This window comes from Sphingobium sp. YBL2 (genome assembly GCF_000943805.1).
In the GTDB taxonomy this organism is placed as follows: domain Bacteria; phylum Pseudomonadota; class Alphaproteobacteria; order Sphingomonadales; family Sphingomonadaceae; genus Sphingobium; species Sphingobium fuliginis.
This window is the reverse complement of record NZ_CP010954.1, coordinates 2,853,863-2,876,938: the sequence shown is the minus strand read 5'-3', so window position 1 is coordinate 2,876,938 and position 23,076 is coordinate 2,853,863. Positions and strand designations below refer to the sequence as shown.

Below are 23,076 nucleotides of genomic sequence, written 5' to 3'. Positions count from 1 at the left end.
CTCCTGTGGTGGATCAGTAGTCGCGGGGGCGCTCGGCCGGTCCGCTCACGTCGCGGATGCCGAAAAGCTGCTGCTGGTTGGGCTGGGTGCGGGTGAAGCGGTTGTCTTCCGTCCGCCACATCACCGACTTGGCGCGGTGATCCTCGGGCTTCGTCACCTTGAACTTGGCCTTGATCTCGGTCAGGCCGCCGTCCTGGGTGAAGTCGATCGTCAGGGTCACCTTGCCCTTGGCTTTGCCGCCATTGCGCCAGGCGTGTTCGGCCAGCGCCGCCGACAGATCCTTGACCTCTTCGTAGCAATCGGCGTCGAACTGGCCGTCTTCGAGCGAGCGGATGAACTCGCCCATCGTATTGCAGGCGCCGGGCACATGCCCGCCGTCAGCGGCGCGGCGCGGTCCATTCGGATCGCCCGCCATCATAGCGTCGGTCACTTCTTTTCTCCTTGAGCAGGCGTGTTGGTGGAAAGGTGCAGGCCCTGCTCGACCTGCTCGACAAAGGCTGCCAGCCGGGAGGACAGGAGCGAGCCGCTTTCGGCATCGACCCGCCCGGCGGCGATGAGGTTGGCGACGGCGGCGATCTGCCAGCGGCCGAACTGCGCGACTTGGGCGCGTTCGTCAGCGCGCGCCTGCGCGGTGACCTCGGCGAAGGTGCGGCGGCGGTAGCGGCGGCTCACTTCGACGCCTCCGCGAAGAGGCTGCCCTGCGCCGCCTCTTCGCCTGCCATAGCTGCAGCGTGCTGGATGCGAGCCGCCGCGATCGGCATATAATCAGCGGTCAGCTCACAGCCGATGAAGCCGAAGCCCTCCAGCATAGCCGCCTTGCCCGTGCTACCGCTGCCCATAAACGGATCGAGCACCACGCCCGCCGGCGGGGTGATGAGACGGACGAGCCAGCGCATCAGCGCCGTCGGCTTCACCGTCGGGTGAGTGTTGCGGTACTCTGTGTCCCGCCCTTCGCTGATGCTGCTGGCTTTGCCGCTCGTGCCGTTCGCGGTCTGGAAGGCCACGAATTCTTTCGGCTCAAACTGATCGAGCCCTTCGTCCCGATCAGCCTTGCCTGCCTTGGCGCAGTAGAAGAAACGGGCGGCCGTTCCGGAGTCTCGGCGCGCGGGGTGATCCAGTGCCGGACGCATCCCGCCGAAGATGCCATTAGGAGACTGCCTGCAGTTCGCGTGCGATTTGAGGTCGCCTTGCTGGCCCGGTGCATCTGGAAAAGCAGCAACCACTTCGTCACTGCCATCGTGAACGACGTTCGCGGGCCAGCGGCCGCGCGCAACGCCGCCGCGCGGACCGGGGGTGGCTGCAAAGTTGGTTGCGCCCCGATCGCTATAGCGGTGACCTGCACTCGCTTCGCCCGCACGGCCGCGGGGAACGTCTGGTTCGTGGCGCACTGGGATGATTCCAGCACCTGCCCGAAGCTTATCGTCCGTCGGTACCCGGCAGCCGTCAATGTTGATGGCTCCGGTGCCGTGTGCGGCAACGTTCGCCGCGACGCTGCCGATCAATGGTTTACGAGCGAGTACGATGGGCTCGTGGGCCGGCTTGAGCGCGGTACCCCAACCTTGACGGTCTCCGTCCAAATTGCGAGACTTGGGGAATCCCGAGCCATAGATCCACATGATCTGGTCGCGGATTTCGAAGCCCGCATCTTCGATCGCACAGGCCATCCGGTGATAGGTGCGAGCGTGGGAGAAGGCGATCAGGTGGCCGCCCGGCTTGAGCACGCGGAGGGCCGCCTTCCACATATCGACGTCGAAGGCTATGCCGGTACGATCCCATGACCGGCCCATGAAATCCAATTCATAGGGCGCATCGGTCACGACACTGTCGATCGAGTCTGCCGGAAGCATCGCCAGCGTCGCCCGGCAATCCCCCAGATACAAAGTGGCATTGCCGACGATGGAAGCCGTCGGGACTGCAGGCAAAGAAAGAGCGTTCGCGGAACCGGCATCCGCCAGCGCCGCGCTAGTTGCGCAGGTCATGGTTCACTCCAGGGCGATCAGCGCCCGCTCTGTTTCAGCTTCAGACGGCCCGCAGGCGGACCTCGTTACGGCGGCGCTCCAGCACGCTGGCCGCCTTGATGAATTCATCGATCACGCCCGCCGCTTCGAGCTTGCGGACGTCGCTGTCACAGCAGACGCCATCGGAAAGCAGCGCGATCAACAGAGGCAGGGCCTCCGCGATCTTCAGCGGGATATGGCCGACATTGTCGCAGCACAGCGCGTCCGCAGGGACCGCCTTCGCGCCGATCAGCGACAGCACCGTGTTCAGGCTCTCCGGGCCGAACGCCTTGCCGATGCTCAACATGGCCACGGCGCTCAGGTCGCCCTTCTTGTTCCGGGCGTTGCCGACTGACGCGGCGGAGTTGCCGAGCAGATCGGCCATGTCCTGATCGGTCAGCCCGCCTTCGGCGCGGGCAAGATCGATCAGCGTCGCGCTGACGGCCTCCCGATAAGAATTCTGTGTGAGTCGGGGCGCCTTGCCCAACACGCTGGGCGCGCCTGCGCGTAGAGAAGTTCCATGATCACAGCACACAGACATTACGCAGCTTCCTTCCGGACCTTGGGCCCGACGCCGAAGAAATCGTTCGGCGTGACCTTGCCCTTGGTGGTCTGGACGATCAGCGGCATGGTCTCACGATCAGGGATGCGGTCGCCATTCACGTAACGGCGCACAGCTTCCGGGCTTCTTTCAATCATCTCGGCGAACCGCGAAACGGACATACGCTTCGAGGCCAGCCACTCCTTGAGTGTCATGCCATGAACTCCTTGCAACACCAATATGGTGTCGGTGACACCGACTTGTCAACACCAATTTGGCGTATGGGCGATGCGCACCATTTTGGTGCAAAAGAGGGCATGGCTTTGGTGAACAACATTGCGAAACTGCGTGAAGCGAAAGGTTGGGCCCGGCCGGAGCTGGCAAAGCGCATGGGGACATCGGCCCAGCAGGTGGAGCGTCTTGAAAAAGGGATGCGCACGCTGAAACCGGACTGGATCGAGAAGGCGGCGCGAGCTCTGGGCGTTCCCCCCACCGACATCATCACCCCGCTCGACGGTGAGGTGAGCGCGGATCTTGTGCCCGATCTGCCCGTCGTACGTCAGGTGACAGAAGGGGAAAACTCGGTCGCTCTGCGGCGTATCAATCTCGGCTTCGCCATGGGAGATGGGTCCAATCTCGACGACTATATCGAAGAGGGCACGATCGACTTTGACGCCAGCCTTTTGCGCCTGATCAGCTCCTCTCCGGCGCATAAGCTGGTCGTGGCCGACGGCGTGGGCGACAGCATGATGCCCACTCTGCTCGACAGCGACATGATCGTGATCGACACGCACCAGAATGAGCTCAATAAATGGGATCGTATCTGGGCGATGACGCTACAAGGGGCGGGGGCGGTTAAACGGCTCGGGCCGGCGGAGCGCGGCAAGGTCGAGGTGATTTCGGATAACCCCGGCATTCCCAACAGGGTTGTCTCGCTGGCGGATGTGCGGATTATTGGCCGTGTGGTTTGGTCTGGGCGGCGGCACTAATATGCCGACGGAGCGTTCATTGAATCTCAGGGTTTGTTGACTTATATGTCAACGTTGGTAGAGCTCGAGGCGTCGGGAGCGCTGGTTCGGTTTGATGCGGACCTCGGCGCATCTGTCCTCGAGATTAGACGAATATATTTGTTGGAAAGGGTACCAGGGCAGATCGAGCAGCGGATCGAAAAGACAGGTTCTGACCGACAAATCGAAATCGAACCCAAGGAACAGTTGGACGGCTTGCTGGCTGATTTCTGCGAGGGCGAGGAGGTGATGGCTGCTACGCAGTTCAAGTGCCTCCAACCGAAAGAGAACGGGATCTGGGAATTGAAGACGCCGGACGTGCGTGTCTTTGGATGGTTCTACGAAAAGGACTGTTTTATCGTTTCGGCCGTGGACGCTAAATGGCGCATTTTGGAACACGGCTTGTACAACGGTTATATTTCGGAAGCTGTGCGGCTGCGTGCGGAATTGTTTGGCGAAAACGCCAAGTTTGTTGAAGGAACGGAACCTGACGATGTCATATCGAACTGGTGTTAATGGCAGGCGCCGCGCCGCTGCGCGCTTTGTGGCCAAGACTCACCGTTTGGTGCAGAAAGCCTACGAAAAGCGCCGCAAGGAAGGTTTGACCCAAACCGCGCTCGCCGTGGAGCTCGATGTCCATCGTTCTGTCGTAAATCGGCAGCTGAACGGCCGGGAGGATATTTCGGTCGCTCGGGTGGCTGAATATGCTTACCTCCTGGGCTACGATATCGACATGGATTTTAGAGAGAAGACGGCTGGCGTAGGGACCAATCATTCCCCTATCGTGCCTCCAGTGTTCCGAACTGTAAGTTCTCCGTCGAATCCACCCATCTCGGCGAAAGGTGAGCCGGGGAAGGGTCAGACGTCGACGGGAGCACAGGTTTCTTTTGGGATGCTTGGCAAGTCTGATGTGCGCGTGAGTGTGGTAGGGTGACGGTCTACCCCGCTACGCCGGGCGGCTACGCGATTTTCTGCGACGATATCCGGGAAGAACTCGGCGGCAAGATTTCGCTGATGGGCATATACACTGGTGAGCTGTTGCTCCAAAATATTGTCCCGCTTCCGGTCAATTTGCCGCAGATTTGTTGCCAGGTGAACATCCTCATGGATCCCGAGGAATTACCTGAAACGATTTCTATTCAGCTAAAGAAGTTCGCTCCGGACGGCTCCGAGAGCGTGGTGAACGAGTTCGACTTGCCGCCTATCCGGCAGATAGCTTGGCCGGAACGCAAGCCGAGCTATGGTCAGTCGAAGCCGCTCGTTTTTGTGAACGGGGCGATGAAGATCGCGCCTCTGCTGATCGAATCAGAATATACCCTGCGATGCTTTGCCACCATTGACGGAAACGAGCATCACTTGGGAAATCTGACAATCCGCATAGTGGATCAACTGCCCAACGGCGGTTAGCGTGCAACTCTCCCTCGCCATCGTGGGCGCCGACCATCTCAACAAGGACAAGTCGAACCGCCGGTTCGAGATCCTACTGTGCGAGCGGGGTGAGGAAGCGCGCCTAGTGCCTGAGCCGAAGAACCCGGTCGACCCGCAGGCCATCGCCGTGTTCAGCGCGCGCGGGGTGCAGATCGGCTATGTGAAGGCCGTGCAGGCGCAGCTCATCCGCAGCTATCTTTCACGGGGCAGAATCACCTCATGCATCTTTCAGGACCGGGCCGAATGGGGAGCGGTTATTCGCATTGGTCTTGATGGCGAAGAGCCGTCCCTTCCCGAGCCCAGCAGAGAATCAGAAACACCAGATGACAGCGGGTTTTACCCCGATTACATTCCGCCCGATGATTGAAACACCGAATTGGTGTTGACAAGCTAACACCGATATGGTGTTTATATCTCCATCACCTGAGCCGCCGCGCATCCAGCCGGCAGGCGAGCAGGTGGGGAGATCATCATGTCCCACAAAAGCTATGCCGTAGGCTCGTCCTTTGCCCAGGCGCTGAGCCGGGCTGACGCAATCCTGCGCGACGCCGGCCCGATGCGCCTGCGGCCGGTCGATTTCGTCAACGCCGCGCGCTTCTGCGCCGAAGAGGCGCACGCCGCCCTGCAGCGCGACCCGGCGCGGGCCCGTGAGCTGCTGATCAACGGCGCGTCGCGCATGCTTGCGGTCGCCGAGATGCTGGAGCGGCCTGCCGAGCCCGCCGGTGCCGCCGATGTCATCCCCTTCCCTGCCCGCGGTCGCCGGCCGATCTTGAGGGCGGTCCAGTGATCGCCGTGCGCAACCTCTCCATGGCGCTGGCCAGGACTGCGGTCCGCGAAGCTGATTGGCTGTTCGGCACCGAAGAAGGCCAGGGCGCCCTCACGCTCCTATGCGCCTTCGTCATGGGCCTGACGCTCGGAGGGCTCTTCGCATGAGGATCGAGCCCGAACCCGTAGAATTCGCGATACACCCGGCCGTCTTCGGCACCTGCTGTCTGATCAGCGCGGCGATGTGGCTCGGCTCCTTCAAGCTGATGGCCGCGCTGTGCCGCGCCGCCGCCAGCGTCATGGGGGTGGGCCAGTGATCGAACACTCCACCCTCCTGTCGGGCATCGCGCGGCAGGCAGCCGCCGCAACGGAGCGCAAGCTTCGCCTGCTCAACAAACCCCCACTGTCCCAACTGCGTGTTTACCCCCCTGTCACGCAGCGGACGGGAGCCTCGGACGACCTTCCCCCCTCCCGGTCGTCAATTGATCCGCGCGGGTCGGCCGTCGAGGCCGGTCGGCCCGCAAACCCATCCACCAGCGACGAGTGCGATTGCGCCGTCTGCTCCAGCGACCTTGCCGGCATCGTGCCGTGCGAGCGGGAGAATGATCTGTGAACATTGGCTATGCATCCCTGGAAGACATGCAGGTGTGGGCAGGTCGCGCCATGATGCGCATGCCAGACTTCGTGATCGGCACCGTCGACAATCCCTATCTCCTCCGCTGGTGGATCATTCCGCGCAACGAGCAGCAGAACGTCTACCTGCATCGCATCCTGCGCGACGATGACGACCGGGCGCTCCATGATCATCCGTGGCCGAACACATCGCTGCTGATCTCGGGTCGCTATCGCGAGATCACGCCTGAGGGCACGTTCATTCGGGAAGCGGGCAGCCTGGTCACGCGCGAGGCGGAGGCCTTGCATCGGCTCGAACTGATCGACGGAGAGCCGGCGGTGTCGCTGTTCTTCACGGGCGCGAAAGAACGCGAGTGGGGCTTCGACTGCGGCGGGCGCTGGGTTCACTGGAAGGACTTCACCGCCGGCGAGAACGGCGAACTGGTCGGGCGTGGATGCGGAGAAACCGACTGATGAAGCTCGGCGTCGGCATCCACGAATACGAGATCGTCAAGACGCGCTGGGGCCTGTGCCATGCCTTCAAGCAGGGCGACGGCTCATACGTCCACTGTCGTCGCAACCCGGCGACCTGCGTCGTTTGCCATAACGAGGGCATCCCTCCCTCCCCGGTCGACCCGATCGACCAGATGATCGGCCTTCTGCGCGCCAATTGGGGCAAGCGCTGGGCGGAGAGCAACCGCCATCCCGGCGAACTGGCGGAGGATCAGATTTGGCCAGCCGATGGCCTGCACATTGTCGCGATCGAGGACGAGGACCGGGCGAATCGGACCGTGCTCGTGAGCTTCGGCGACGATCCCACCATCACCGCCGCCGTGAGCGCGCTGGTGCATGTCCACAATGAGATGGTCGGGAAGGCAGACTGATGAGTTCGCTCGCCTATATCGATGTCTGCTCAGGCATCAGCGCCCCGACGGCAGCATGGAAGCCGCTGGGCTGGCAAGCGCTCTGCTACGCCGAAATCGAAGCCGCGCCCCGGTCCGTGCTGGCTCAACACTACCCCGATGTCCCGCTTGTCGGAGACTTCACCCAGATCAAAGGCACCGAATATGGACCAGTTGACCTTCTTGTCGGAGGAACCCCCTGCCAGTCGTTCAGCATCGCCGGCCTTAGAGGCGGATTGGCTGACGACCGTGGCAACCTGGCCCTCGAATATCTCCGCCTTGCTGATCGCGCACGGCCCCGATGGCTGGTATGGGAGAACGTCCCCGGTGTCCTGTCATCGAACGGAGGACGGGATTTTGGAGCCATCCTCGGAGGGATGGCAGAACTCGGGTATGGGTTCGCCTACCGCATTCTCGACGCTCAGCACTTCGGAGTTCCACAGCGGCGCCGTCGCGTGTTCGTTGTCGGATATCTTGGAGACTGGCGACGTGCCGCCGCGGTTCTTTTTGAGCGCCACGGCCTGTCGGGGCATCCTGCGCCGCGCAGAGAAGCGAGGCAAATCGCTCCCACCATCCCTAGCCGCAGCACTGGAGGCGGTGGCCTCGGAACCGACTTCGACTGCGATGGAGGACTGATCGCCGCAGCGCTGATGGCAAAGGATGGTCGCGGCGTTCATTCGGACATGATCAACTTCGTCACGCACAGCTTGCGCGGGGAGGGGTTTGACGCAAGCGAGGATGGCACGGGGCGGGGCACGCCGTTGGTCCCGGTCGCCTTCTCCGCCAAGGATTATGGCGCCGACGCAATGGAGAATTGTTCTCCCACTCTGTGGGCTGGCGGCTTTCGGAACAGCCACGCCAATGCTGGGGTGATGCCCGCCGTGGCCTTTTCCATCATGCCGATGAACAGCGGCAAGGATTACAAGGCGCGGCAAACAGACGTTGCACAGCCAATCATGGCTGGCGGGCCGGTCGGCGGGAACCAGGGCGGCGATTATGTCTGCCAGCCCGCCGTCGCCTTCATGGAGAATCAACGCGGCGAAATTCGGACCAGCGATCACGCCAATCTCACTGTGGGAGGAGGCAAGCCGGGACAGGGTTATCCGGCCGCGCTCCAAGGTTCTGCCGTCCGCCGCCTGACCCCGCGCGAGTGCGAACGCCTCCAGGGCTTCCCCGACGACTTCACGCTGGTTCCCTACCGAGGCCGGATGATGGCCGATGGCCCGCGCTACAAGATGCTCGGCAATAGCATGGCCGTGCCGGTGATGCGCTGGATCGGGGAGCGGATCGCGGCCGTGGATACGATGCAATTCACCCGAGAGGAGGCAGCATGAAGCGCCCTCTCCCCGATTACCAGATCGGCGACGTCATGCCGGTACCGGCCGATGCCGACATGAACCTGGCGCAGATCCTGATGCGCAAGCGCGGCATCATCGAGCGCAATGCGTCGCCGCGCTACCGCGGCGCCGCCGGCATCACTGCCCGGCGCATCAAGGCCAAGATGGACGAAGCCGCGCGCCTTCGGACGGAGCCGTTCGAGCGGGCGCAAACCTTCCTTCGCCGCAAGGGCTTCGTCCCCGTCTGCGCGGAGGAAAAGCAGTACCGCGTCGGGCGCCGCCTGTTCGCCACCAAGGCGGAGGTGATGGCGTTCGCCCGGTCGAAAGGATGGAAAAATGAGCATCGGTGACAAGGCCGATTACGTCCGCACGCGGCTGTCCGGCCCGACCGGCGGGCACCACTGCCACTGGCCCGGCTGCACTGCGAAGGTGCCGCCTGCCTCGTGGGGCTGCCGCAAGCATTGGTACCGCCTGCCGCACGCCATCCGCAACCGCATCTGGGCCGCGTTCCGGCCCGGCCAGGAAGAGAGCAAGACGCCCAGCCGCGCCTATGTCGAGGCCGCTCGGGAGGCTCAGGACTGGATTCTCGCCAATCATCCGCCCGAGGAGAAACTGCTGTGAGCGAGCATCAGTGCTTCACCGTCAGCACCACTGCCTATCTGCACAATAGCAGGCCAGACCGCGACCAAGACGTCTTTGCGGTTCACTACGAGGCCCCGCCACGCAAGAATGGCAACGGCACGACCTCCTATAGCTTGATCGCACCCGTCCTGGTTGTGACTGACTACATGGCCGATCCGGAAGGTATCGCCCAGCGGGTCGCCGAGATCCTGAACCAGCATTGGGACCGCGACCCTGACGAAGAGAAAAAGCTGCGCGCATATGGCGTGCTGCTCAACCATGCTTTCGAATCGGAGGGCCTGCCGGCCTTCGTGTCTGTCGAGGAATATTCGACAGAGATCGCTCTGAAGGACGGTTCGAATTGGACGGTCACTGTTAGGAGATCGGACGATGGCTGATGCTCTCACCCCGCGGCGCTTTGCTGAATGGCATGAAGATCACCGGGACGTCCTGTGGTTCCGTTCACCGATCGGCGAGCCGCCCTATTGTGGGTCGCCGTTGGATCTCGGCCGGGCCATGGCCGTCGAGATCAGCATCGGTCGCGAGCATTTCGAGTTTGCCCCTCGTGATACGGGCGGATGGCCATTTGAGCAGGAGGACGAGCCGCATCTGTGGTGGCTGCCGCTCCCTGACGCCGGCGAGGTGCAAAGCGCGATTGATACTGTGATCGCCGCGACCCTTCACAGCGCTGATTGCATCTCTTTCAGCATCGCGCGCCCTGGGCCGTGCGACTGCGGCTTGGTGGAAGCTCGCAATGGTTGATCGGCCGATCCTCTTCAGCGCGCCGATGGTGCGCGCCATCCGCGAAGGGCGCAAGACACAGACACGGCGTGTTGCCAAGTTCATTGAGAAGCTCGACGATGGCTGTTTTCACGCTCGCAACAGCGGCGGCGGCGCGTTGGGCATTGCAGAGGCAGACGTTCCCCACATCGCGCCGGATTATGCGCCTTTTGCGGAGGGCGATCGGCTCTGGGTCAAGGAAACGTGGCAGGCCGGCATGTCGGACAATGGCCCGTGTGTCGCTTATCGTGCCGATGGTGACCGCTACTATCCCGAATTCACCGGGCCGAGCGAAGGCGCTGGGCCGACGTTCGACTATGACGCCCATCCGGCTAAGGCATGGCGGCATGGCTATTGGATCGCCGATGTCGAATCGAGCGGGCCTTGGTCGACGCCGCTGCATATGCCGCGCTGGGCCAGCCGCCTGACGCTGACGGTATCCGAGGTCAGGGTGGAGCGGTTGCAGGACATCAGCGAGGCAGACGCGATCGCGGAGGGCATCGAAGCGCGGGGCGTCGGGGTGCTGTGGGGCTGGATCGATTATCTGGAAACCAACCCGAATGTGACGCGCCACTTCGCTGATCCGCGCCGGTCCTACGCATCCCTCTGGGACAGCATCAACGGCCCAGGCGCATGGGAGGCGAACCCTTGGGTGGTCGCAGTTTCCTTCGACGTCCTGAAGGGGAATATCGATGGCTGAGATCAGCGGGATCGAGTGGACCGACGCCACGGTCAATTTCTGGTGGGGCTGCACGAAGGTGGGGCCGGGCTGCGATGGTTGCTATGCTGAGACGTGGTCGGAGCGCTTCGGCGGCGGCCTGTGGGGTGTCGGGGCTGAGAGGCGGCAGATCAAGGGCGCGGCAAAGCTGCTCTACAAGCTGCATAACGGCGCCTCTTGGTGGGCGGCTGATGCACTGATCGGCCAGCTTCATCCCAACTCCACGCGGCGCGTGTTCATCCAGTCTATGTCGGACTTGTTCGACAATGAGGTGCCGCTGGGCTGGTTCGATGAAGCTTGGCGCCATATCTGCGCCTGCGACCGGCTCGAAATCCAGATCGTGACCAAGCGCGTGTCCATCGTGGAGAAGCGGTTGGCAGCGATCTGCGGCGCATGGCCCCGGCACGCCGGTCTCATCATATCGGTGGTCAATCAGGATGAGGCGGACCGGGACATTCCGCGCCTCATCGACCTGAAGGAGAGGCTCGGCATTCCGTGGATCGGGTTGTCCATGGAGCCGCTGCTGGGACCAGTCACGCTAAAGCCGGAATGGCTGGCGGCACTGGATTGGGTGATCGTCGGAGGTGAGAGCGGACCGCGCGCGCGCCCGATGCATCCTGATTGGGCGCGCAGCTTGCGCGATCAGTGCGCGGCGATGCTCGTGCCGTTCCTGTTCAAGCAGTGGGGCGAGTGGCTGGCGTGGGAGCCTGATGACCTCCCCTATTTCCGCTCGCAGGCGGGAAAACTGATCGACCGCCATGCTCTCCCTGACTTCAATGATGCCGACCTGCGCGGCTGGACCGACCGCCTGATGTATGAAGGGCAAGACATCGCCGTGCATCAGCGCGTCGGGAAGAAGGCCGCAGGCCGCCTCCTCGACGAGCGCGAGCACAACGGGTTTCCGGCGACGAAGGGGCCGCAGTCATGACACTTCGAATCGATGAAGCGGAGATCAAGGCGCGCGACCTGCGCCACCGCCTTTCCGCCGGCGAGAGCGCGATCAAAGCATCTGCCTGGCTTTGCGGCGAGAACCTGCTGGAGAACGCTAAACTGCATATCGTGTCGAACTGGGGTTCGGTTCACGAGGGAAATAAGGCGGCGCTTCAATACATCAACGCCGAGCTGGCGAAGGTGATCGACAAGATCGTCAGCGACGCCAAGCGCCAGGCGCAGCGCGACATGGATTATTATCTCGGCAGGCAGCCCGATACGGAGGTGCGCCATGGCTGATCTCCTCCACTTTGCCGATCCGGCCGACGAGGAATGGCGCGGCAGCAAGCGCCAACGGGACCCGCTGCGCCAAAAGTTTGCAGGCAAGTGTGCCTATTGCGGCGGTGATCTGGGAAAGACCATGCACGCCGATCATGTGGAGCCGGTGCGTCGTATCGTGACCGATGCGTGGAGCCGGCCCCTGCCGGTGGAAGAGCGGCGCCTTCTCAAGCCCGAGCGCAACACGGTCGGCAATATGATGCCCGCATGCGCGCCCTGCAACCTGCACAAGGGCGGCTATTCGTTGGAGGCGTGGCGAACATATCTGCAACGCTCGGCTGAAATCGTCCGCAAGCAGACGTCGACATTCAGGGCGGGCGAGCGGTTCGGCATTATCACCGTGAGCGAAAAGCCGATCGTATTCTATTTCGAAACTCTATCCCCCTCTCAGGAGCAGGCCCATGACTGACGTTGAAACCGCAGAGGCACGGCCGGAAAGGCTGCTCCGCATCCGCCAGGTGCAGGACCGCGTCCCGCTCGGCCGGGCCACGATTTACAAGCGGATGGCGGCAGGCACATTTCCCAAGCCGGTCGAGCTGGGCGGTGGTATTGTCGCATGGAGAGAATCGGAAATCGAAAACTGGATTGCGTCTTGTCCGGCGCAGGCAAGCAAGGCAGCTTAGGGGGTATCCGTGGGGGTATCGGCAAAACGGAGGTCTCTGAGAGGCGCAGAAAACCGCCGTTTTTCGGCTCCAGTTTAATAGAAGCCCTGTCCACCATCGCTGGCCGCGGGCGCCGCCGCCGGACCGAATTGATCCGCTTCAGGGCTCATCCCATCTCTCCATAGCTTGCTTTCCTGCGCGCATTGACGGGATAAGTGCGGTTCATCCGGAATCTGTTACGCTCCCCTTGATGACCCCAGTTCCTCCCGCGACCCGCCGCGCCGTCCTGACCGCCGCCCTTGCCGGCTTCCTGACCCTTCCCCTGCCCCGCCGCGCCCTTGCCGCGACGGAGGTGGAGCGCGTGGACGATCTGATCGCGCGCATGACCATAGAGGAGAAGGCGGGGCAGATGACCTGCCTGGCCGACAGTTTCCGCCCCTATAATCCCCCCAATCCGCAGGTCGGCATCCAGAATGAAAGGCAGCTTGCCGACGAAATCCGCAAGGGCCGGGTCGGCTGCCTGTTCAACGGCATCGGCGTCGCGGGCGCGCGCCGCGCGCAGGAGATCGCGCTCAAACAAAGCCGCCTCGGCATTCCGCTGCTGTTCGCGGGCGACGTCATCCACGGCCTGAAGACGATCTTTCCCGTGACCCTGGCCGAATCCGCCAGTTTCGATCCGTCGCTGGCGGAACGCACGGCGCGCGCCATGGCGGTGGAGGCGACGGCGGCCGGCCTGCACCTGACCTTTGCCCCCATGGTCGACGTCGCCCGCGACCAGCGCTGGGGCCGGGTGGTCGAGGGAGCCGGGGAGGATGTCGCTCTGGGCGGCCTCTTCGCCGCCGCCCGCGTGCGCGGCTTTCAGGGGCGCGACCTGCGCCGCGACGATTCCCTGCTCGCCTGCCCCAAGCATTTCGCCGCCTATGGCGCCGTCGCCGGGGGCCTCGAATATGGCAGCGTCGACATCAGCGACGAAACGCTGCGCGAAACCCATCTCCCGCCCTTCGGCGCCGCCTTCGCGGCGGGGGCGCTCACCACCATGGCGGCGTTCAGCGAGATCAACGGCGTGCCCGCCACCGCCGACCGCGACCTGCTCACCGACACGCTGCGCGGCGAAATGAAGTTCCGCGGCTTCGTCTTTTCCGACTATACGGCGGACGAGGAACTGATCGCCCACGGCTATGCCGAGGATGAGCGCGACGCCACCCGCCTCGCCATATTGGCCGGGGTCGACATGTCGATGCAGAGCGGCCTTTACATCCGCCACATCCCCGATCTGGTGAAAAGCGGCGCGGTGCCGATGGAAACGGTCGACGTCGCCGTCCGGCGCATCCTTTACGTCAAGACCGCCATCGGCCTGTTCGACAATCCCTGGCGCTCGCTGGACGAGGAAGCGGAAAAGACCCGCATCTCCACCCCCGCCCATCGCGCCTTGGCGCGGGAGGCGGCGGCGCGTTCCATCGTGCTGCTCCAGAATGATGGCGTCCTGCCGCTCAATCCCGCCCGGGCGCAGACCATCGCGCTCATCGGCCCGTTCGGGGAGGACAGGGAGAATGTCTACGGCCCCTGGGCCTTTTACGGCGACAAGGGCAAGGGCGTCGACATCGCCACCGGCCTGCGCGCCGCCATGCCGGACCCAGCCAGATTGCTGGTCGCGCCGGGCAGCGGCATATTGACGCCCATCGACGGGGGCGTCGCCAAAGCGGTGGAAACAGCGAAGGCGGCGGACATCGTCATCCTGGCGCTGGGCGAATCGCAGGACATGTCGGGCGAGGCGCAGTCCCGCACCGCCATCGAAATCCCCGTCGTGCAGCAGGCGCTGGCCGATGCCGTCGCCGCGACCGGAAAGCCCGTCATCGTCCTTCTCCGCCACGGCCGCGCCCTGGCGCTGCATGACGGCGTGGCGAATGCGCAGGCGATCCTCGCGACCTGGTTCCTCGGCTCCGAATCCGGCCATGCCATTGCCGACATCCTGTTCGGCAAGGAGAACCCGTCCGCCAAGCTGCCGGTCAGCTTCCCCTGGGAATCGGGGCAGGAACCCTTCTTCTACGACCGCAAGTCGACCGGCCGCCCGGTCATCGACAACCGCACCGAATATCGCTCGCGCTACGCCACCACCGACAACAGCGCGCGCTATCCCTTCGGCCACGGTCTCAGCTACAGCGATTTCACGCTGGAAGGGTTGAAACTGTCCGACACGGCGCTGCGCTGGGACCGCGCCATCGAAATCACCGCCCGCCTCACCAACAAGGGCACCCGCAAGGGCAGTGAAGTCGTCCAACTTTATATCCGCGACCGTGTCGCCAGCCGTACCCGCCCGATCCGCGAGTTGAAACGCATCCAGCGCGTCACCCTCGACCCGGGCGAGAGCAGGACGGTGCGCTTCTCCCTGTCCCGCACCGACCTGCAATTTGTCGGCGCGGGCAGCAGGATCATCGCCGAACCGGGCCTGTTCGACCTCTGGCTGGGGCAATCATCCAATGGCGGCCTCCACAGCCAGTTCACGCTTTATGCGGCGGAAACCACGCCCGCTTTCCCCCAATAAACCATCATCCCCACCCCGGATGGCGTCCATCCCGATCCCGTCACCTCTTTCCCCATTTCGTCATCCCCATCTCACTCCCGTCATCCCCGCGAAGGCGGGGACCCATCTCCTGCCCGTTCCCCTTGACGCCTCCCAAAGGACATGGACTCCCCCACCGCCCAAACCCCTGTCCTACACGGCCCCGACCATGGCATAGCGCCCTCACGCTCTTTCCCACCGTCAACCCATTCCACCCGCCCTAAGCGGGCATCTTCCGCACACCCATTCCGCAAAAATTCTCCTATTGCGAAATCAACGCCACCGGTCCGCACCCACGCAAATGCGTCGGCCACAACGCCGTGAACTTCGCAGGCATGAGGCAGTCTGCAAAACTCCCCCTCGACGCCTTCACCACGCCTTGCCGCTCTGCTAGAGGCCCCCTCCATGCTCAACCTGAACGGCATCACCGTGCGCCTCGGCGGCCGCACTATTCTCGACCGCGCCAGCGCTTCCCTGCCGCCGCGCAGCCGTGTGGGCCTGATCGGCCGCAACGGCGCGGGCAAGTCGACCCTGATGAAGGTGATGATCGGCCAGATCGACCCGGACGAGGGCAGTTGCGACATGCCCCGCGACACGCGCCTCGGCTATATCGCGCAGGAAGCGCCCTCGGGCACGGCCACCCCCTTCGACACCGTCCTCGCCGCCGACAGGGAACGCGCCGAACTGATGGCGGAGGCGGAACATACGCAAGACCCCGACCGCCTCGGCCATATCTACGAACGGCTGAACGCGATCGACGCCTATACCGCGCCGGCCCGCGCCGCCCGCATCCTCGTCGGCCTCGGCTTCGACGAGGAAATGCAGGGCCGCCCGCTCGACAGCTATTCGGGCGGCTGGAAGATGCGCGTCGCCCTTGCCGCGCTGCTTTTCTCCAACCCCGACCTGCTGCTGCTGGACGAGCCGTCGAACCATCTCGACCTCGAAGCGACGCTCTGGCTGGAAAATTTCCTCAAGGCCTATCGCGGCACCGTGGTCGTCATCAGCCATGAACGCGACCTGCTCAACAATGTGGTCGACTATATCCTGCATCTGGAGGGCGGGAAGATCACCCTCTATCCCGGCGGCTACGACGCCTTCGAACGCCAGCGCGCCGAACGCCTCGCGCAGCAGGAGGCCGCCCGCGCGAAACAACAGGCCGAACGCGAGAAGTTGCAGGACTATGTCGCCCGCAACTCCGCCCGCGCCTCCACCGCGAAACAGGCCCAGTCCCGCGCCAAGGCATTGGCCAGGATGCAGCCCATCGCCGCGGCCATCGAGGACCCGACGCTGCATTTCGGCTTCCCCAGCCCGCCGGAACTGCGCCCGCCGCTCATCACCATGGACATGGCGGCGGTCGGTTACAACGACACGCCCGTCCTGCGCCGCGTAAATCTGCGCATCGACCCCGACGACCGGCTGGCGCTGCTCGGCCGCAACGGCAATGGCAAGACCACGCTCGCCCGCCTGATCGCCGCGCAGTTGAAGCCGATGGAAGGCGCGATGAACGCCTCGGCCAGGATGAATGTCGGTTATTTCACCCAATATCAGGTGGAAGAACTGGACGTCGGCGACACGCCGCTGGAACATATGAGCCGGGTGATGAAGGGCGCCACCCCCGCCGCCGTCCGCGCCCAACTCGGCCGCTTCGGCTTCTCCGGGGAGCGCGCCACGCAGAAGGTCGGCTCCATGTCGGGCGGGGAAAGGGCGCGGCTGGCCCTCGCCCTCATCACCCGCGACGCGCCGCATCTGCTGATCCTCGACGAACCGACCAACCATCTCGACGTCGACAGCCGCGAAGCGCTGGTGCAGGCGCTGAACGACTATTCGGGCGCGGTGGTCATCGTCAGCCACGACCGCCACATGATCGAACTGGTGGCCGACCGGCTGGTGCTGGTCGACAATGGCACGGCCCAGCCCTTCGACGGCAGCCTGGAGGATTATACCGACATCATCCTGCGCAAGGCCGACGGCAATGGCGGCAATGGGGGTTCGGGGGGCGATGCCCCGAAGACCGACCGCAAGGCGGAAAAGCGCAACGCCGCGCAATGGCGCGAACGGCAGAAGGCGGCGAAGAACGCCGTCAGCAAGGCGGAAAAGGAGATGGCCATGCTGACCGCCGAACGCAGCCGCATCGACCAGGCGCTGTTCGACCCCAAAAGCGCGACCGGCGCGGAGGCTAAGATGACCATGACCGAACTGATGGTGAAACGCGCCGACCTGGAAAGGAAACTGGAAGCGGCGGAAGAAAGCTGGATGGAGGCCAGCGCCGCGCTGGAGGAGTTATAGATCGCGGAAACCAGGCTCCGTTCGGGCCGTTTTCACGAGCCACCTGTCCCGTTCAAATGTCGAAGCCCTTCACTTTCTTGAAGAGAAGCGCCTGATCATTCCGTCAAAGGCCCCTCCAGCCCATCCGCCCCCGTCCGCATCTTCGTCACGATGTTCCAGGTCGCGATGAACAGCGCCGCGATCACCGGCCCGATGACGATGCCGTTGAACCCGAACAGGTCGATCCCGCCCAGCGTGGTGATCAGCACCACATAGTCGGGAATCCGCGTGTCCCGCCCGACCAGTATCGGTCGCAGGATATTGTCCACCATCCCGATCACGAACATGCCGCAAAAGGCGAGGATCAGCCCCTTCACCACCGCCCCGGTGACGAACAGGTAAATGGCGACCGGCACCCAGATCAGCCCGGTTCCGACCGCCGGAATCAGCGAGAAGGCCCCCATCAGCACGCCCCAGAGCAGCGCACCCGGCAAGCCCAGCACCCAGAACACCACGCCGCCGATCAGCCCCTGGACGATGGCGACGACGATGCTGCCCTTGATCGTCGCACGCGTGACGACGACGAACTGATTGATCAGGGCCCGGCGATGCGCGGTCCGCATCGGCGCGGCCCTGTCCACCATCGCCGCCAGCTTCGGCCCGTCGCGCAGCAGGAAGAAGGTAAGGTACAGCATCACGCCCAGCGCCATCAGGAAACTGAACGCGCTCTGCCCGATCTGCAACGCCTGATTCGCGACCGTGCGGAAGCTCGACGCGACGCCGGCGCTCAGCATTTCGCGCACGGCGGCGAAGTTGGTTATGCCCAGCCGGTCGAGAAAGGCCGCGGCCCAGCCGGGCAGGCTCGCCTGGAATTGCGCGAACATCCGCGCGAAGTTGATCTCGCCGCTTTGCACCTTGGCGTAGAAGAGGGTCGCTTCCTGCACCAGCGCCATGGCCAGGATGATCGCCGGCACGATCACCAGCGCGACGATCAGCAACAGCGTCAGCGCCGCCGCGCTGTTCCGGTGCCGGGGCATCATGCCGATCAGCTGCTGGTTGACCGGCGCGAACAGGATCGCGGCGATCACGCCCCACAATATGGCGGCGAAAAAGGGCTCGACCACCAGCGCGAAGGCGACCGAGACGATGAGGACGAAGCCCAGGAAGACCCCATCCTCTATGCGCGCGCTTGGCTTTTCCGTGCTCCTGTCCATGACGCCGCTTTGGCAGAAGTGCAGCGCCAAATCCATGCCTGCTTATTCCGCCTGCGCACTGAACCCGAAGCTGACCGACACCTTGGGGTCCAGTCCCGCGCTGCTCTCGCCATTGCCGACGCCGAAGGACGCGCGCGCGATGGTGGCCGATCCTGAGACCTTCCGCGCCTTGCCGGTGCCGGAAAGGGTGAAGCGGATGCTCTGCGGCTTGCTTACCCCCTTGAGGTTCAGTGTGCCCGAAGCGCGATAGGCGTTTGTCCCCGTCTTCTCCGCGCCCCTTGCGGTGAAGACGGCCCTGGGATGCGCCGCCACGCCGAAGAATTCGTCCCCGGCCAGCATGCCGTCCTTATAGCTGTCCCCGACGCTGGCGCTCGCCAGGTCGATCTCCACGCGGATGTCCGCGCTGTCCGGATGATCCGGGTCCATGACGATCTTCGCCGTCCATTTGGAGAAGCGGCCGCTGATCGTCTCGCCGCTGTTACCGACGGAAAAGCCGATGGTCCCGCCGGGCTGCACCGACCAGGCGGGCGGCGGTCCCACCGGTTCTTCCGCGACCGCCGCATTGCCGGCTTCGGCCGGGGCCGCGGCATTGACGGCATCGTCGGCCGGCTCAGCGGCATTGGCGGGCATTTCCTCTTCCTCCTCGGCCGCCGCCGGCAGGACCGGCAAGGCCACCGCCTTCGCTGCGGGCGCTGGCAGGACGGCGCGCCCAAGGACGAACCCCACCGCGATCAGCGCGGGCAAGGCTGCCAGCAACAGCGGCGAACGCGCCGGCATCATCCGCCACAGCAACCCATCGCCCATCAGCACATGATGCCGCAGCGCACCCCCGACGTGCAGGACGAACAGCGCGATGCCGATCCAGGCGATCAGGGCGTGTCCGCCCTCGGCCAGTTCATGCGCGCTCATGGGCAGGGGCAGATGAGGCAGGGGGACGATGCCGAAGATCAAGGTCGGCACCTTCACCTTCGCGGTCGACACCAAGGCCCATCCGGTGAGCGGCGCGCCCAGCATGAACAGATAGAGGCCCGCATGCACCGCCTTGGCCAGCGCGCCCTGCCAGCCGCGCTCGACCGGCGCGGGACGCGGCTTCCAATAGCGCATGGCGACGCGGGCGAAGGTCAGCAGCAGGATCGAGATGCCGATCGACTTATGCCACTGGAAAAGCGCGAAGCCGCGCGCGCCAAGATCCTCGAGCGCCCATCCCACCGCGATCTGGAAGGCAAGCAGGGCGGCGATCGCCCAGTGCAGGAAAATGGCCAGCCGACTATAGCGTTGCATCGAAACCCCCATGCGCGACAATCCGGCCCGGAAGCTATGCTGCACCTGCGCGGAAGTCTACCGCCGCGCCCGGAAACGATCCGTTACCTCAGCAGAACGATAAGCTTCGCGCCTGTGTCATAAAGGTCGCAGTCCGATCAATTTCGACCCGATGATTGCATCCCCGCCGCCAAGGGCTAAGAGCATAGGAAAACAGGACATAGGACAAGCAGGACATGGCCAAACCCGAATCCTGGCGCCTCCGCCCGGAAGCTTATCGTTTCGTCACCAGCATCGACACCCGCTTCCAGGACATCGACACGATGGGCCACATCAACAATGTGGCGATCTCCGGCATATTCGAAACGGCCCGCATCCGCTTCCACCATCATCTGGGCCGCCATCCGCAGGAACAGGGGGTGCGCTGGCTGGTCGCGAACGTGAACCTCAATTTCGTCGAGGAATCCCACTTTCCCTATCCGTTCGAGGTGCACTGCGCGATCGGCCATATCGGGCGCACGAGCTGGACGATCAGTTCGGCGGGCTTTCAGAAGGGCATATGCGTCGCCACCGCCGACACGACCGTCGTGACCCATGGTTCGGAAGGGCGCCGCACCATCGACGAGAGTCTGCGGGAGGCGATGGAACGCAACTTCATCATCCGTCCGGACTGATGGGATCGCATCGATTTTCAACCGATCATGGCCCGCTCTAGCGGAAGCCGTCCATGCGGCGGCTCCACTGGAAGGCGATGACCGCCGCCTTGGCGGGCTGGATCATCGCCAGCGCAAGCAGGATCGCAAGACCCGGCCATAGCGCCGCCTGCACCCCCAGCGGAATATCCAGCGCCGCGTTCACCTCTATCATCAGCGGCACGAGCAGGTGCCCCAGCAGCAATATGACGATATAGGCCGGGAAATCGTCCGCCCGCGATGCGTCCCAGGCCTGTCCGCAATGGCGGCAGGCGGGACTGGGCTTCAGGAAGCGGGCGAACATCCGGCCTTCGCCGCAGGCGGGACAACGGCCCCTGAGGGCCAGCGCCAGCGCCGGCCGCAGCGGCCGCGCCGCATCATCCTGGGGCAATCCCTTGTTCATGCCCTCCCCCCTATGGCCAATGCGCACCCCGTGCAACATGCCCGCGCCCTGTTAGAGCTTCCGCGCCGCGCAAAGCCTGTTAAGAGGGCGGCCATGCGCCTTCCGGGACCGACCGAAGCCTTCGTCCTGTTCGACGACGCCCGTGCCCGGGCTCCCGCCCCCGCGCGCCTCTATCGCGATCCGGTATCGGTCATCGCCGCCCATCGGCTGGCGGAGGTGCAGCCAGCGCTCGACCGGCTGTCCGAAGCGGCAGAAGCCGGGCTGCACGCAGCAGGCTTCATCGCCTATGAAGCCGGGCTGGCGCTGGAGGACCGCCTTCACCCGCTGGCGGAACGGCATCGGCAGGACAGGCCGAAGACGCCGCTGCTCTGGTTCGGCCTGTTCGAAGGGGTGCGCCTGATCGATCCCGCCGCCATGACCGGCCTGTTGCCGGACCCGGCGGGCGCCAGGGTCGATCGCCTCCAGCCGCTGATCGACGAGACCGCCTATCGCGCCGCCTTCGCCCAGGTCCAGGACTATATCCGCGCCGGCGACATCTATCAGGTCAATCTGACCTTCCCCTGCGCCGCGCATTTCATCGGCGATCTCATGGCGCTCTATGCCGCCATCCGTCCGCGCCAGCAGGCGGGCTATGGCGGCGTGCTGCGCACCGGGGAACATTCGATCCTCTCCTTTTCGCCGGAGCTGTTCTTCACCCATGTCCGGGGCCAGTTGACCGCGCGCCCGATGAAGGGCACCGCCCCCCGCGATCCCGATCTCGCCAGCGACGCGGAACTGGCCCAATGGCTGGAGCGGGATGCCAAGCAGCGCGCGGAAAATCTGATGATCGTCGACCTGCTGCGCAACGATCTGTCGCGCGTCTCCCGCGCCGGCACCGTCACTGTGCCCGACCTGTTCAAGGTCGAAACCTATCCGACCGTCCACCAGATGGTGTCGACCGTCCGGGCCCGGCTGTTGCCCGGCCTGTCGCCCGTCGACGTGCTGCGCGTCCTTTTCCCCTGCGGGTCGATCACCGGCGCGCCCAAGGTCCGCGCCATGGAGATCATCGACGCGGTCGAGCCCTTTCCGCGCGGCGTCTATACCGGCTCCATGGGCTGGATCGATCCGTCGGGCGATGCCGCGTTCAATGTTGCCATCCGCACCATTTGCGTCGAAGAAGGCAGCAGGGAGGGACGCCTGGGTCTGGGATCGGGCATCGTCGCGGATTCGGATGTCGCTTCCGAATGGGCGGAATGTCTGGCCAAGGGGCGCTTCCTCGCACCGGCCTGATTCATCGCGCCATCATCGATCGGCATAAGGGGTTTGCAATTTTCCATGGCATTGGCTGACGGACGGTTCGATCTGCTCGAAACCATGGCCTTCGATCCGGTCGAGGGCATCAGATTGCTCGAACTGCATCTGGAGCGGTTGAAGACCAGCGCGGAGGCGCTCGATTTCGCCTTCGACCGCCATAATGTGCGCAATGAGCTTCAGGCCGCGACCTTCCGCCTGCGGGAGCGCAGCCGCCTTCGCCTGCTGGTGTCGCGCCGGGGCTCCATCGCCATCGAAGTGCGCGAGCACCGCACCTGGCCGCAGGCGATCATGCAGGTCGCGCTCGTCCCCCGCAACGCCCCCGCCGCCGATGCGCGGCTGGCGCACAAGACGACCGACCGTTCGCTCTACCGTGACGCCCTGCGGCGCGGCGGCACCTATGAAGTGGTGATGACGGACGAACAGGGCTTCCTGACGGAGGGCAGCTTCTCCTCCATCTTCGTCGAACGCGGCGACAAGCTGCTGACCCCGCCTTTGTCGCGCGGCCTGCTGCCCGGCGTGCTGCGCCGCAGCCTGCTCGACATGGGGGAGGCAGTGGAGGCCGACCTGCGCCCCCGCGACCTGGAAACCGGCTTCTTCATCGGCAATGCGGCGCGCGGCATGGTGGCGGCGTCGCTGGTGCGCTAGAGCATCGTGCGCAAAAGTGGGAACCGGCTTTGCGCTTGAAAGGATGCGACAACAAAAGCTTGGAGCGCGCGCCCTGCGTACGATTGAACGCAGCGCGCTATAGGGGCACGGGCAACCCTTTTCCGCACGGAATGAATTGCAGATCTTCCTCCCTCCCGGCCCTAT

Annotated in this window: 33 protein-coding genes; 25 read left to right on the top strand and 8 right to left on the bottom strand. The window is 64.3% G+C overall.

Annotated features, from left to right (window positions below):
- Positions 1-13: 13 nt before the first annotated feature.
- From TZ53_RS13230 to TZ53_RS13210, 5 genes are all read right to left on the bottom strand, one after another.
- A complete protein-coding gene (locus TZ53_RS13230) occupies positions 14-430 on the bottom strand; it encodes a hypothetical protein (RefSeq protein WP_048577779.1) in 417 nt (138 codons plus the stop codon).
- Complete coding sequence (locus TZ53_RS13225) at positions 427-672, bottom strand: hypothetical protein (RefSeq protein WP_044661573.1); 246 nt, start codon at positions 670-672, stop codon at positions 427-429. Before TZ53_RS13225 ends, TZ53_RS13230 begins: the two co-directional genes overlap by 4 nt.
- Positions 669-1,979: a DNA-methyltransferase gene (locus TZ53_RS13220; protein ID WP_157009814.1), complete on the bottom strand. Its 1,311-nt coding sequence runs from the start codon at positions 1,977-1,979 to the stop codon at positions 669-671. Before TZ53_RS13220 ends, TZ53_RS13225 begins: the two co-directional genes overlap by 4 nt.
- 40 nt (positions 1,980-2,019) lie before the next feature.
- Positions 2,020-2,382: a hypothetical protein gene (locus TZ53_RS25700; protein WP_157009813.1), complete on the bottom strand. Its 363-nt coding sequence runs from the start codon at positions 2,380-2,382 to the stop codon at positions 2,020-2,022.
- Between the two features lie 155 nt (positions 2,383-2,537).
- The gene (locus TZ53_RS13210; protein WP_044661572.1) at positions 2,538-2,753 is read right to left on the bottom strand and encodes a helix-turn-helix domain-containing protein; all 216 of its coding nucleotides are present in this window, start codon (positions 2,751-2,753) and stop codon (positions 2,538-2,540) included.
- A gap of 66 nt (positions 2,754-2,819) precedes the next feature.
- On the opposite strand from TZ53_RS13210, the gene TZ53_RS13205 reads away from it, so the two are divergent.
- The 22 genes from TZ53_RS13205 to TZ53_RS13105 all read left to right on the top strand — a co-directional run bounded on the left by TZ53_RS13205 (position 2,820) and on the right by TZ53_RS13105 (position 17,425).
- The gene (locus tag TZ53_RS13205; RefSeq protein ID WP_172668319.1) at positions 2,820-3,527 is read left to right on the top strand and encodes an XRE family transcriptional regulator; all 708 of its coding nucleotides are present in this window, start codon (positions 2,820-2,822) and stop codon (positions 3,525-3,527) included.
- Positions 3,528-3,581: 54 nt separating this feature from the next.
- Positions 3,582-4,061, top strand: coding sequence for a hypothetical protein (locus TZ53_RS13200; RefSeq protein ID WP_157009812.1), 480 nt, complete (start codon positions 3,582-3,584; stop codon positions 4,059-4,061).
- On the top strand, positions 4,039-4,479 hold the full coding sequence (locus TZ53_RS26175) for a helix-turn-helix domain-containing protein (RefSeq protein ID WP_084694373.1): 441 nt from the start codon (positions 4,039-4,041) through the stop codon (positions 4,477-4,479). The genes TZ53_RS13200 and TZ53_RS26175 overlap by 23 nt, the downstream gene beginning before the upstream one ends.
- Positions 4,476-4,952, top strand: a complete 477-nt coding sequence (locus TZ53_RS13190) for a hypothetical protein (protein ID WP_044661569.1) — start codon at positions 4,476-4,478, stop codon at positions 4,950-4,952. The genes TZ53_RS26175 and TZ53_RS13190 overlap by 4 nt, the downstream gene beginning before the upstream one ends.
- A 1-nt stretch (position 4,953) precedes the next feature.
- A complete protein-coding gene (locus tag TZ53_RS13185; RefSeq protein ID WP_172668318.1) occupies positions 4,954-5,340 on the top strand; it encodes an HIRAN domain-containing protein in 387 nt (128 codons plus the stop codon).
- Positions 5,341-5,445: 105 nt separating this feature from the next.
- Positions 5,446-5,760 carry a hypothetical protein gene (locus TZ53_RS13180; protein ID WP_044661567.1) on the top strand — a complete coding sequence of 105 codons (315 nt, stop codon included), beginning with the start codon at positions 5,446-5,448 and terminating at the stop codon, positions 5,758-5,760.
- A complete protein-coding gene (locus TZ53_RS26825; protein WP_157009811.1) occupies positions 5,757-5,906 on the top strand; it encodes a hypothetical protein in 150 nt (49 codons plus the stop codon). The genes TZ53_RS13180 and TZ53_RS26825 overlap by 4 nt, the downstream gene beginning before the upstream one ends.
- Positions 5,903-6,055 carry a hypothetical protein gene (locus tag TZ53_RS26820; RefSeq protein ID WP_157009810.1) on the top strand — a complete coding sequence of 51 codons (153 nt, stop codon included), beginning with the start codon at positions 5,903-5,905 and terminating at the stop codon, positions 6,053-6,055. Before TZ53_RS26825 ends, TZ53_RS26820 begins: the two co-directional genes overlap by 4 nt.
- A gap of 322 nt (positions 6,056-6,377) precedes the next feature.
- Entirely contained in the window at positions 6,378-6,824 is a 447-nt protein-coding gene (locus TZ53_RS13170) for a hypothetical protein (protein ID WP_238320057.1), read from the top strand.
- Entirely contained in the window at positions 6,824-7,234 is a 411-nt protein-coding gene (locus TZ53_RS13165; protein ID WP_044661564.1) for a hypothetical protein, read from the top strand. The genes TZ53_RS13170 and TZ53_RS13165 overlap by 1 nt, the downstream gene beginning before the upstream one ends.
- Entirely contained in the window at positions 7,234-8,586 is a 1,353-nt protein-coding gene (locus TZ53_RS26170; protein ID WP_044661563.1) for a DNA cytosine methyltransferase, read from the top strand. The genes TZ53_RS13165 and TZ53_RS26170 overlap by 1 nt, the downstream gene beginning before the upstream one ends.
- Positions 8,583-8,939, top strand: coding sequence for a hypothetical protein (locus TZ53_RS13155; RefSeq protein WP_044661562.1), 357 nt, complete (start codon positions 8,583-8,585; stop codon positions 8,937-8,939). Before TZ53_RS26170 ends, TZ53_RS13155 begins: the two co-directional genes overlap by 4 nt.
- Positions 8,926-9,210 carry a hypothetical protein gene (locus TZ53_RS13150; RefSeq protein WP_044661561.1) on the top strand — a complete coding sequence of 95 codons (285 nt, stop codon included), beginning with the start codon at positions 8,926-8,928 and terminating at the stop codon, positions 9,208-9,210. The genes TZ53_RS13155 and TZ53_RS13150 overlap by 14 nt, the downstream gene beginning before the upstream one ends.
- Complete coding sequence (locus TZ53_RS13145; RefSeq protein ID WP_044661560.1) at positions 9,207-9,608, top strand: hypothetical protein; 402 nt, start codon at positions 9,207-9,209, stop codon at positions 9,606-9,608. The genes TZ53_RS13150 and TZ53_RS13145 overlap by 4 nt, the downstream gene beginning before the upstream one ends.
- Positions 9,601-9,972 (top strand): hypothetical protein, encoded by a 372-nt coding sequence (locus tag TZ53_RS13140; protein WP_044661559.1) that lies wholly within the window; start codon positions 9,601-9,603, stop codon positions 9,970-9,972. Before TZ53_RS13145 ends, TZ53_RS13140 begins: the two co-directional genes overlap by 8 nt.
- Positions 9,965-10,690, top strand: a complete 726-nt coding sequence (locus TZ53_RS13135) for a hypothetical protein (RefSeq protein WP_044661558.1) — start codon at positions 9,965-9,967, stop codon at positions 10,688-10,690. Before TZ53_RS13140 ends, TZ53_RS13135 begins: the two co-directional genes overlap by 8 nt.
- The gene (locus TZ53_RS13130) at positions 10,683-11,636 is read left to right on the top strand and encodes a DUF5131 family protein (protein ID WP_044661557.1); all 954 of its coding nucleotides are present in this window, start codon (positions 10,683-10,685) and stop codon (positions 11,634-11,636) included. The genes TZ53_RS13135 and TZ53_RS13130 overlap by 8 nt, the downstream gene beginning before the upstream one ends.
- The gene (locus tag TZ53_RS13125) at positions 11,633-11,938 is read left to right on the top strand and encodes a hypothetical protein (protein WP_044661556.1); all 306 of its coding nucleotides are present in this window, start codon (positions 11,633-11,635) and stop codon (positions 11,936-11,938) included. The genes TZ53_RS13130 and TZ53_RS13125 overlap by 4 nt, the downstream gene beginning before the upstream one ends.
- Entirely contained in the window at positions 11,931-12,386 is a 456-nt protein-coding gene (locus TZ53_RS13120; protein ID WP_044661555.1) for an HNH endonuclease, read from the top strand. Before TZ53_RS13125 ends, TZ53_RS13120 begins: the two co-directional genes overlap by 8 nt.
- Complete coding sequence (locus tag TZ53_RS13115) at positions 12,379-12,600, top strand: helix-turn-helix transcriptional regulator (protein WP_044661554.1); 222 nt, start codon at positions 12,379-12,381, stop codon at positions 12,598-12,600. The genes TZ53_RS13120 and TZ53_RS13115 overlap by 8 nt, the downstream gene beginning before the upstream one ends.
- Positions 12,601-12,829: 229 nt before the next feature.
- Complete coding sequence (locus TZ53_RS13110) at positions 12,830-15,121, top strand: glycoside hydrolase family 3 N-terminal domain-containing protein (protein WP_044661553.1); 2,292 nt, start codon at positions 12,830-12,832, stop codon at positions 15,119-15,121.
- 423 nt (positions 15,122-15,544) lie between these two features.
- Complete coding sequence (locus TZ53_RS13105) at positions 15,545-17,425, top strand: ABC-F family ATP-binding cassette domain-containing protein (RefSeq protein ID WP_044661552.1); 1,881 nt, start codon at positions 15,545-15,547, stop codon at positions 17,423-17,425.
- Between the two features lie 95 nt (positions 17,426-17,520).
- Here the strand turns inward: TZ53_RS13105 and TZ53_RS13100 are convergent, their stop codons facing one another.
- Together TZ53_RS13100 and TZ53_RS13095 are read right to left on the bottom strand one after the other, a co-directional pair.
- The gene (locus TZ53_RS13100; protein ID WP_044663035.1) at positions 17,521-18,618 is read right to left on the bottom strand and encodes an AI-2E family transporter; all 1,098 of its coding nucleotides are present in this window, start codon (positions 18,616-18,618) and stop codon (positions 17,521-17,523) included.
- Positions 18,619-18,660: 42 nt separating this feature from the next.
- Positions 18,661-19,899, bottom strand: coding sequence for a YceI family protein (locus TZ53_RS13095; protein WP_044661551.1), 1,239 nt, complete (start codon positions 19,897-19,899; stop codon positions 18,661-18,663).
- Positions 19,900-20,114: 215 nt separating this feature from the next.
- On the opposite strand from TZ53_RS13095, the gene TZ53_RS13090 reads away from it, so the two are divergent.
- Positions 20,115-20,552, top strand: coding sequence for an acyl-CoA thioesterase (locus TZ53_RS13090; protein WP_025552022.1), 438 nt, complete (start codon positions 20,115-20,117; stop codon positions 20,550-20,552).
- A gap of 37 nt (positions 20,553-20,589) precedes the next feature.
- Here the strand turns inward: TZ53_RS13090 and TZ53_RS13085 are convergent, their stop codons facing one another.
- Entirely contained in the window at positions 20,590-20,973 is a 384-nt protein-coding gene (locus tag TZ53_RS13085; protein ID WP_044663034.1) for a DUF983 domain-containing protein, read from the bottom strand.
- A gap of 93 nt (positions 20,974-21,066) precedes the next feature.
- On the opposite strand from TZ53_RS13085, the gene pabB reads away from it, so the two are divergent.
- The gene (gene pabB, locus TZ53_RS27570) at positions 21,067-22,242 is read left to right on the top strand and encodes an aminodeoxychorismate synthase component I (protein ID WP_044661550.1); all 1,176 of its coding nucleotides are present in this window, start codon (positions 21,067-21,069) and stop codon (positions 22,240-22,242) included.
- 45 nt (positions 22,243-22,287) lie between these two features.
- On the top strand, positions 22,288-22,911 hold the full coding sequence (locus tag TZ53_RS27565; protein ID WP_044661549.1) for an aminotransferase class IV: 624 nt from the start codon (positions 22,288-22,290) through the stop codon (positions 22,909-22,911).
- Positions 22,912-23,076 lie beyond the last annotated feature (165 nt).

Excerpts from the sequence above, each read along its gene's own strand:
- TZ53_RS13110 (WP_044661553.1), top strand. The coding sequence starts at position 12,830 with ATGACCCCAGTTCCTCCCGCGACCCGCCGCGCCGTCCTGACCGCCGCC.
- TZ53_RS13120 (WP_044661555.1), top strand. The coding sequence starts at position 11,931 with ATGGCTGATCTCCTCCACTTTGCCGATCCGGCCGACGAGGAATGGCGC.
- TZ53_RS26175 (WP_084694373.1), top strand. The coding sequence starts at position 4,039 with ATGTCATATCGAACTGGTGTTAATGGCAGGCGCCGCGCCGCTGCGCGC.
- TZ53_RS13095 (WP_044661551.1), bottom strand. The coding sequence starts at position 19,899 with ATGCAACGCTATAGTCGGCTGGCCATTTTCCTGCACTGGGCGATCGCC.
- TZ53_RS13170 (WP_238320057.1), top strand. The coding sequence starts at position 6,378 with ATGCAGGTGTGGGCAGGTCGCGCCATGATGCGCATGCCAGACTTCGTG.
- TZ53_RS25700 (WP_157009813.1), bottom strand. The coding sequence starts at position 2,382 with ATGGCCGATCTGCTCGGCAACTCCGCCGCGTCAGTCGGCAACGCCCGG.
- pabB (WP_044661550.1), top strand. The coding sequence starts at position 21,067 with ATGCGCCTTCCGGGACCGACCGAAGCCTTCGTCCTGTTCGACGACGCC.
- TZ53_RS13205 (WP_172668319.1), top strand. The coding sequence starts at position 2,820 with ATGGGCGATGCGCACCATTTTGGTGCAAAAGAGGGCATGGCTTTGGTG.
- TZ53_RS13125 (WP_044661556.1), top strand. The coding sequence starts at position 11,633 with ATGACACTTCGAATCGATGAAGCGGAGATCAAGGCGCGCGACCTGCGC.
- TZ53_RS13135 (WP_044661558.1), top strand. The coding sequence starts at position 9,965 with ATGGTTGATCGGCCGATCCTCTTCAGCGCGCCGATGGTGCGCGCCATC.
- TZ53_RS13085 (WP_044663034.1), bottom strand. The coding sequence starts at position 20,973 with ATGAACAAGGGATTGCCCCAGGATGATGCGGCGCGGCCGCTGCGGCCG.
- TZ53_RS13115 (WP_044661554.1), top strand. The coding sequence starts at position 12,379 with ATGACTGACGTTGAAACCGCAGAGGCACGGCCGGAAAGGCTGCTCCGC.
- TZ53_RS13130 (WP_044661557.1), top strand. The coding sequence starts at position 10,683 with ATGGCTGAGATCAGCGGGATCGAGTGGACCGACGCCACGGTCAATTTC.
- TZ53_RS13100 (WP_044663035.1), bottom strand. The coding sequence starts at position 18,618 with ATGGACAGGAGCACGGAAAAGCCAAGCGCGCGCATAGAGGATGGGGTC.
- TZ53_RS13180 (WP_044661567.1), top strand. The coding sequence starts at position 5,446 with ATGTCCCACAAAAGCTATGCCGTAGGCTCGTCCTTTGCCCAGGCGCTG.
- TZ53_RS13150 (WP_044661561.1), top strand. The coding sequence starts at position 8,926 with ATGAGCATCGGTGACAAGGCCGATTACGTCCGCACGCGGCTGTCCGGC.
- TZ53_RS27565 (WP_044661549.1), top strand. The coding sequence starts at position 22,288 with ATGGCATTGGCTGACGGACGGTTCGATCTGCTCGAAACCATGGCCTTC.
- TZ53_RS13155 (WP_044661562.1), top strand. The coding sequence starts at position 8,583 with ATGAAGCGCCCTCTCCCCGATTACCAGATCGGCGACGTCATGCCGGTA.
- TZ53_RS13140 (WP_044661559.1), top strand. The coding sequence starts at position 9,601 with ATGGCTGATGCTCTCACCCCGCGGCGCTTTGCTGAATGGCATGAAGAT.
- TZ53_RS13165 (WP_044661564.1), top strand. The coding sequence starts at position 6,824 with ATGAAGCTCGGCGTCGGCATCCACGAATACGAGATCGTCAAGACGCGC.
- TZ53_RS13090 (WP_025552022.1), top strand. The coding sequence starts at position 20,115 with ATGGCCAAACCCGAATCCTGGCGCCTCCGCCCGGAAGCTTATCGTTTC.
- TZ53_RS26820 (WP_157009810.1), top strand. The coding sequence starts at position 5,903 with ATGAGGATCGAGCCCGAACCCGTAGAATTCGCGATACACCCGGCCGTC.
- TZ53_RS13210 (WP_044661572.1), bottom strand. The coding sequence starts at position 2,753 with ATGACACTCAAGGAGTGGCTGGCCTCGAAGCGTATGTCCGTTTCGCGG.
- TZ53_RS13105 (WP_044661552.1), top strand. The coding sequence starts at position 15,545 with ATGCTCAACCTGAACGGCATCACCGTGCGCCTCGGCGGCCGCACTATT.
- TZ53_RS13220 (WP_157009814.1), bottom strand. The coding sequence starts at position 1,979 with ATGACCTGCGCAACTAGCGCGGCGCTGGCGGATGCCGGTTCCGCGAAC.
- TZ53_RS26170 (WP_044661563.1), top strand. The coding sequence starts at position 7,234 with ATGAGTTCGCTCGCCTATATCGATGTCTGCTCAGGCATCAGCGCCCCG.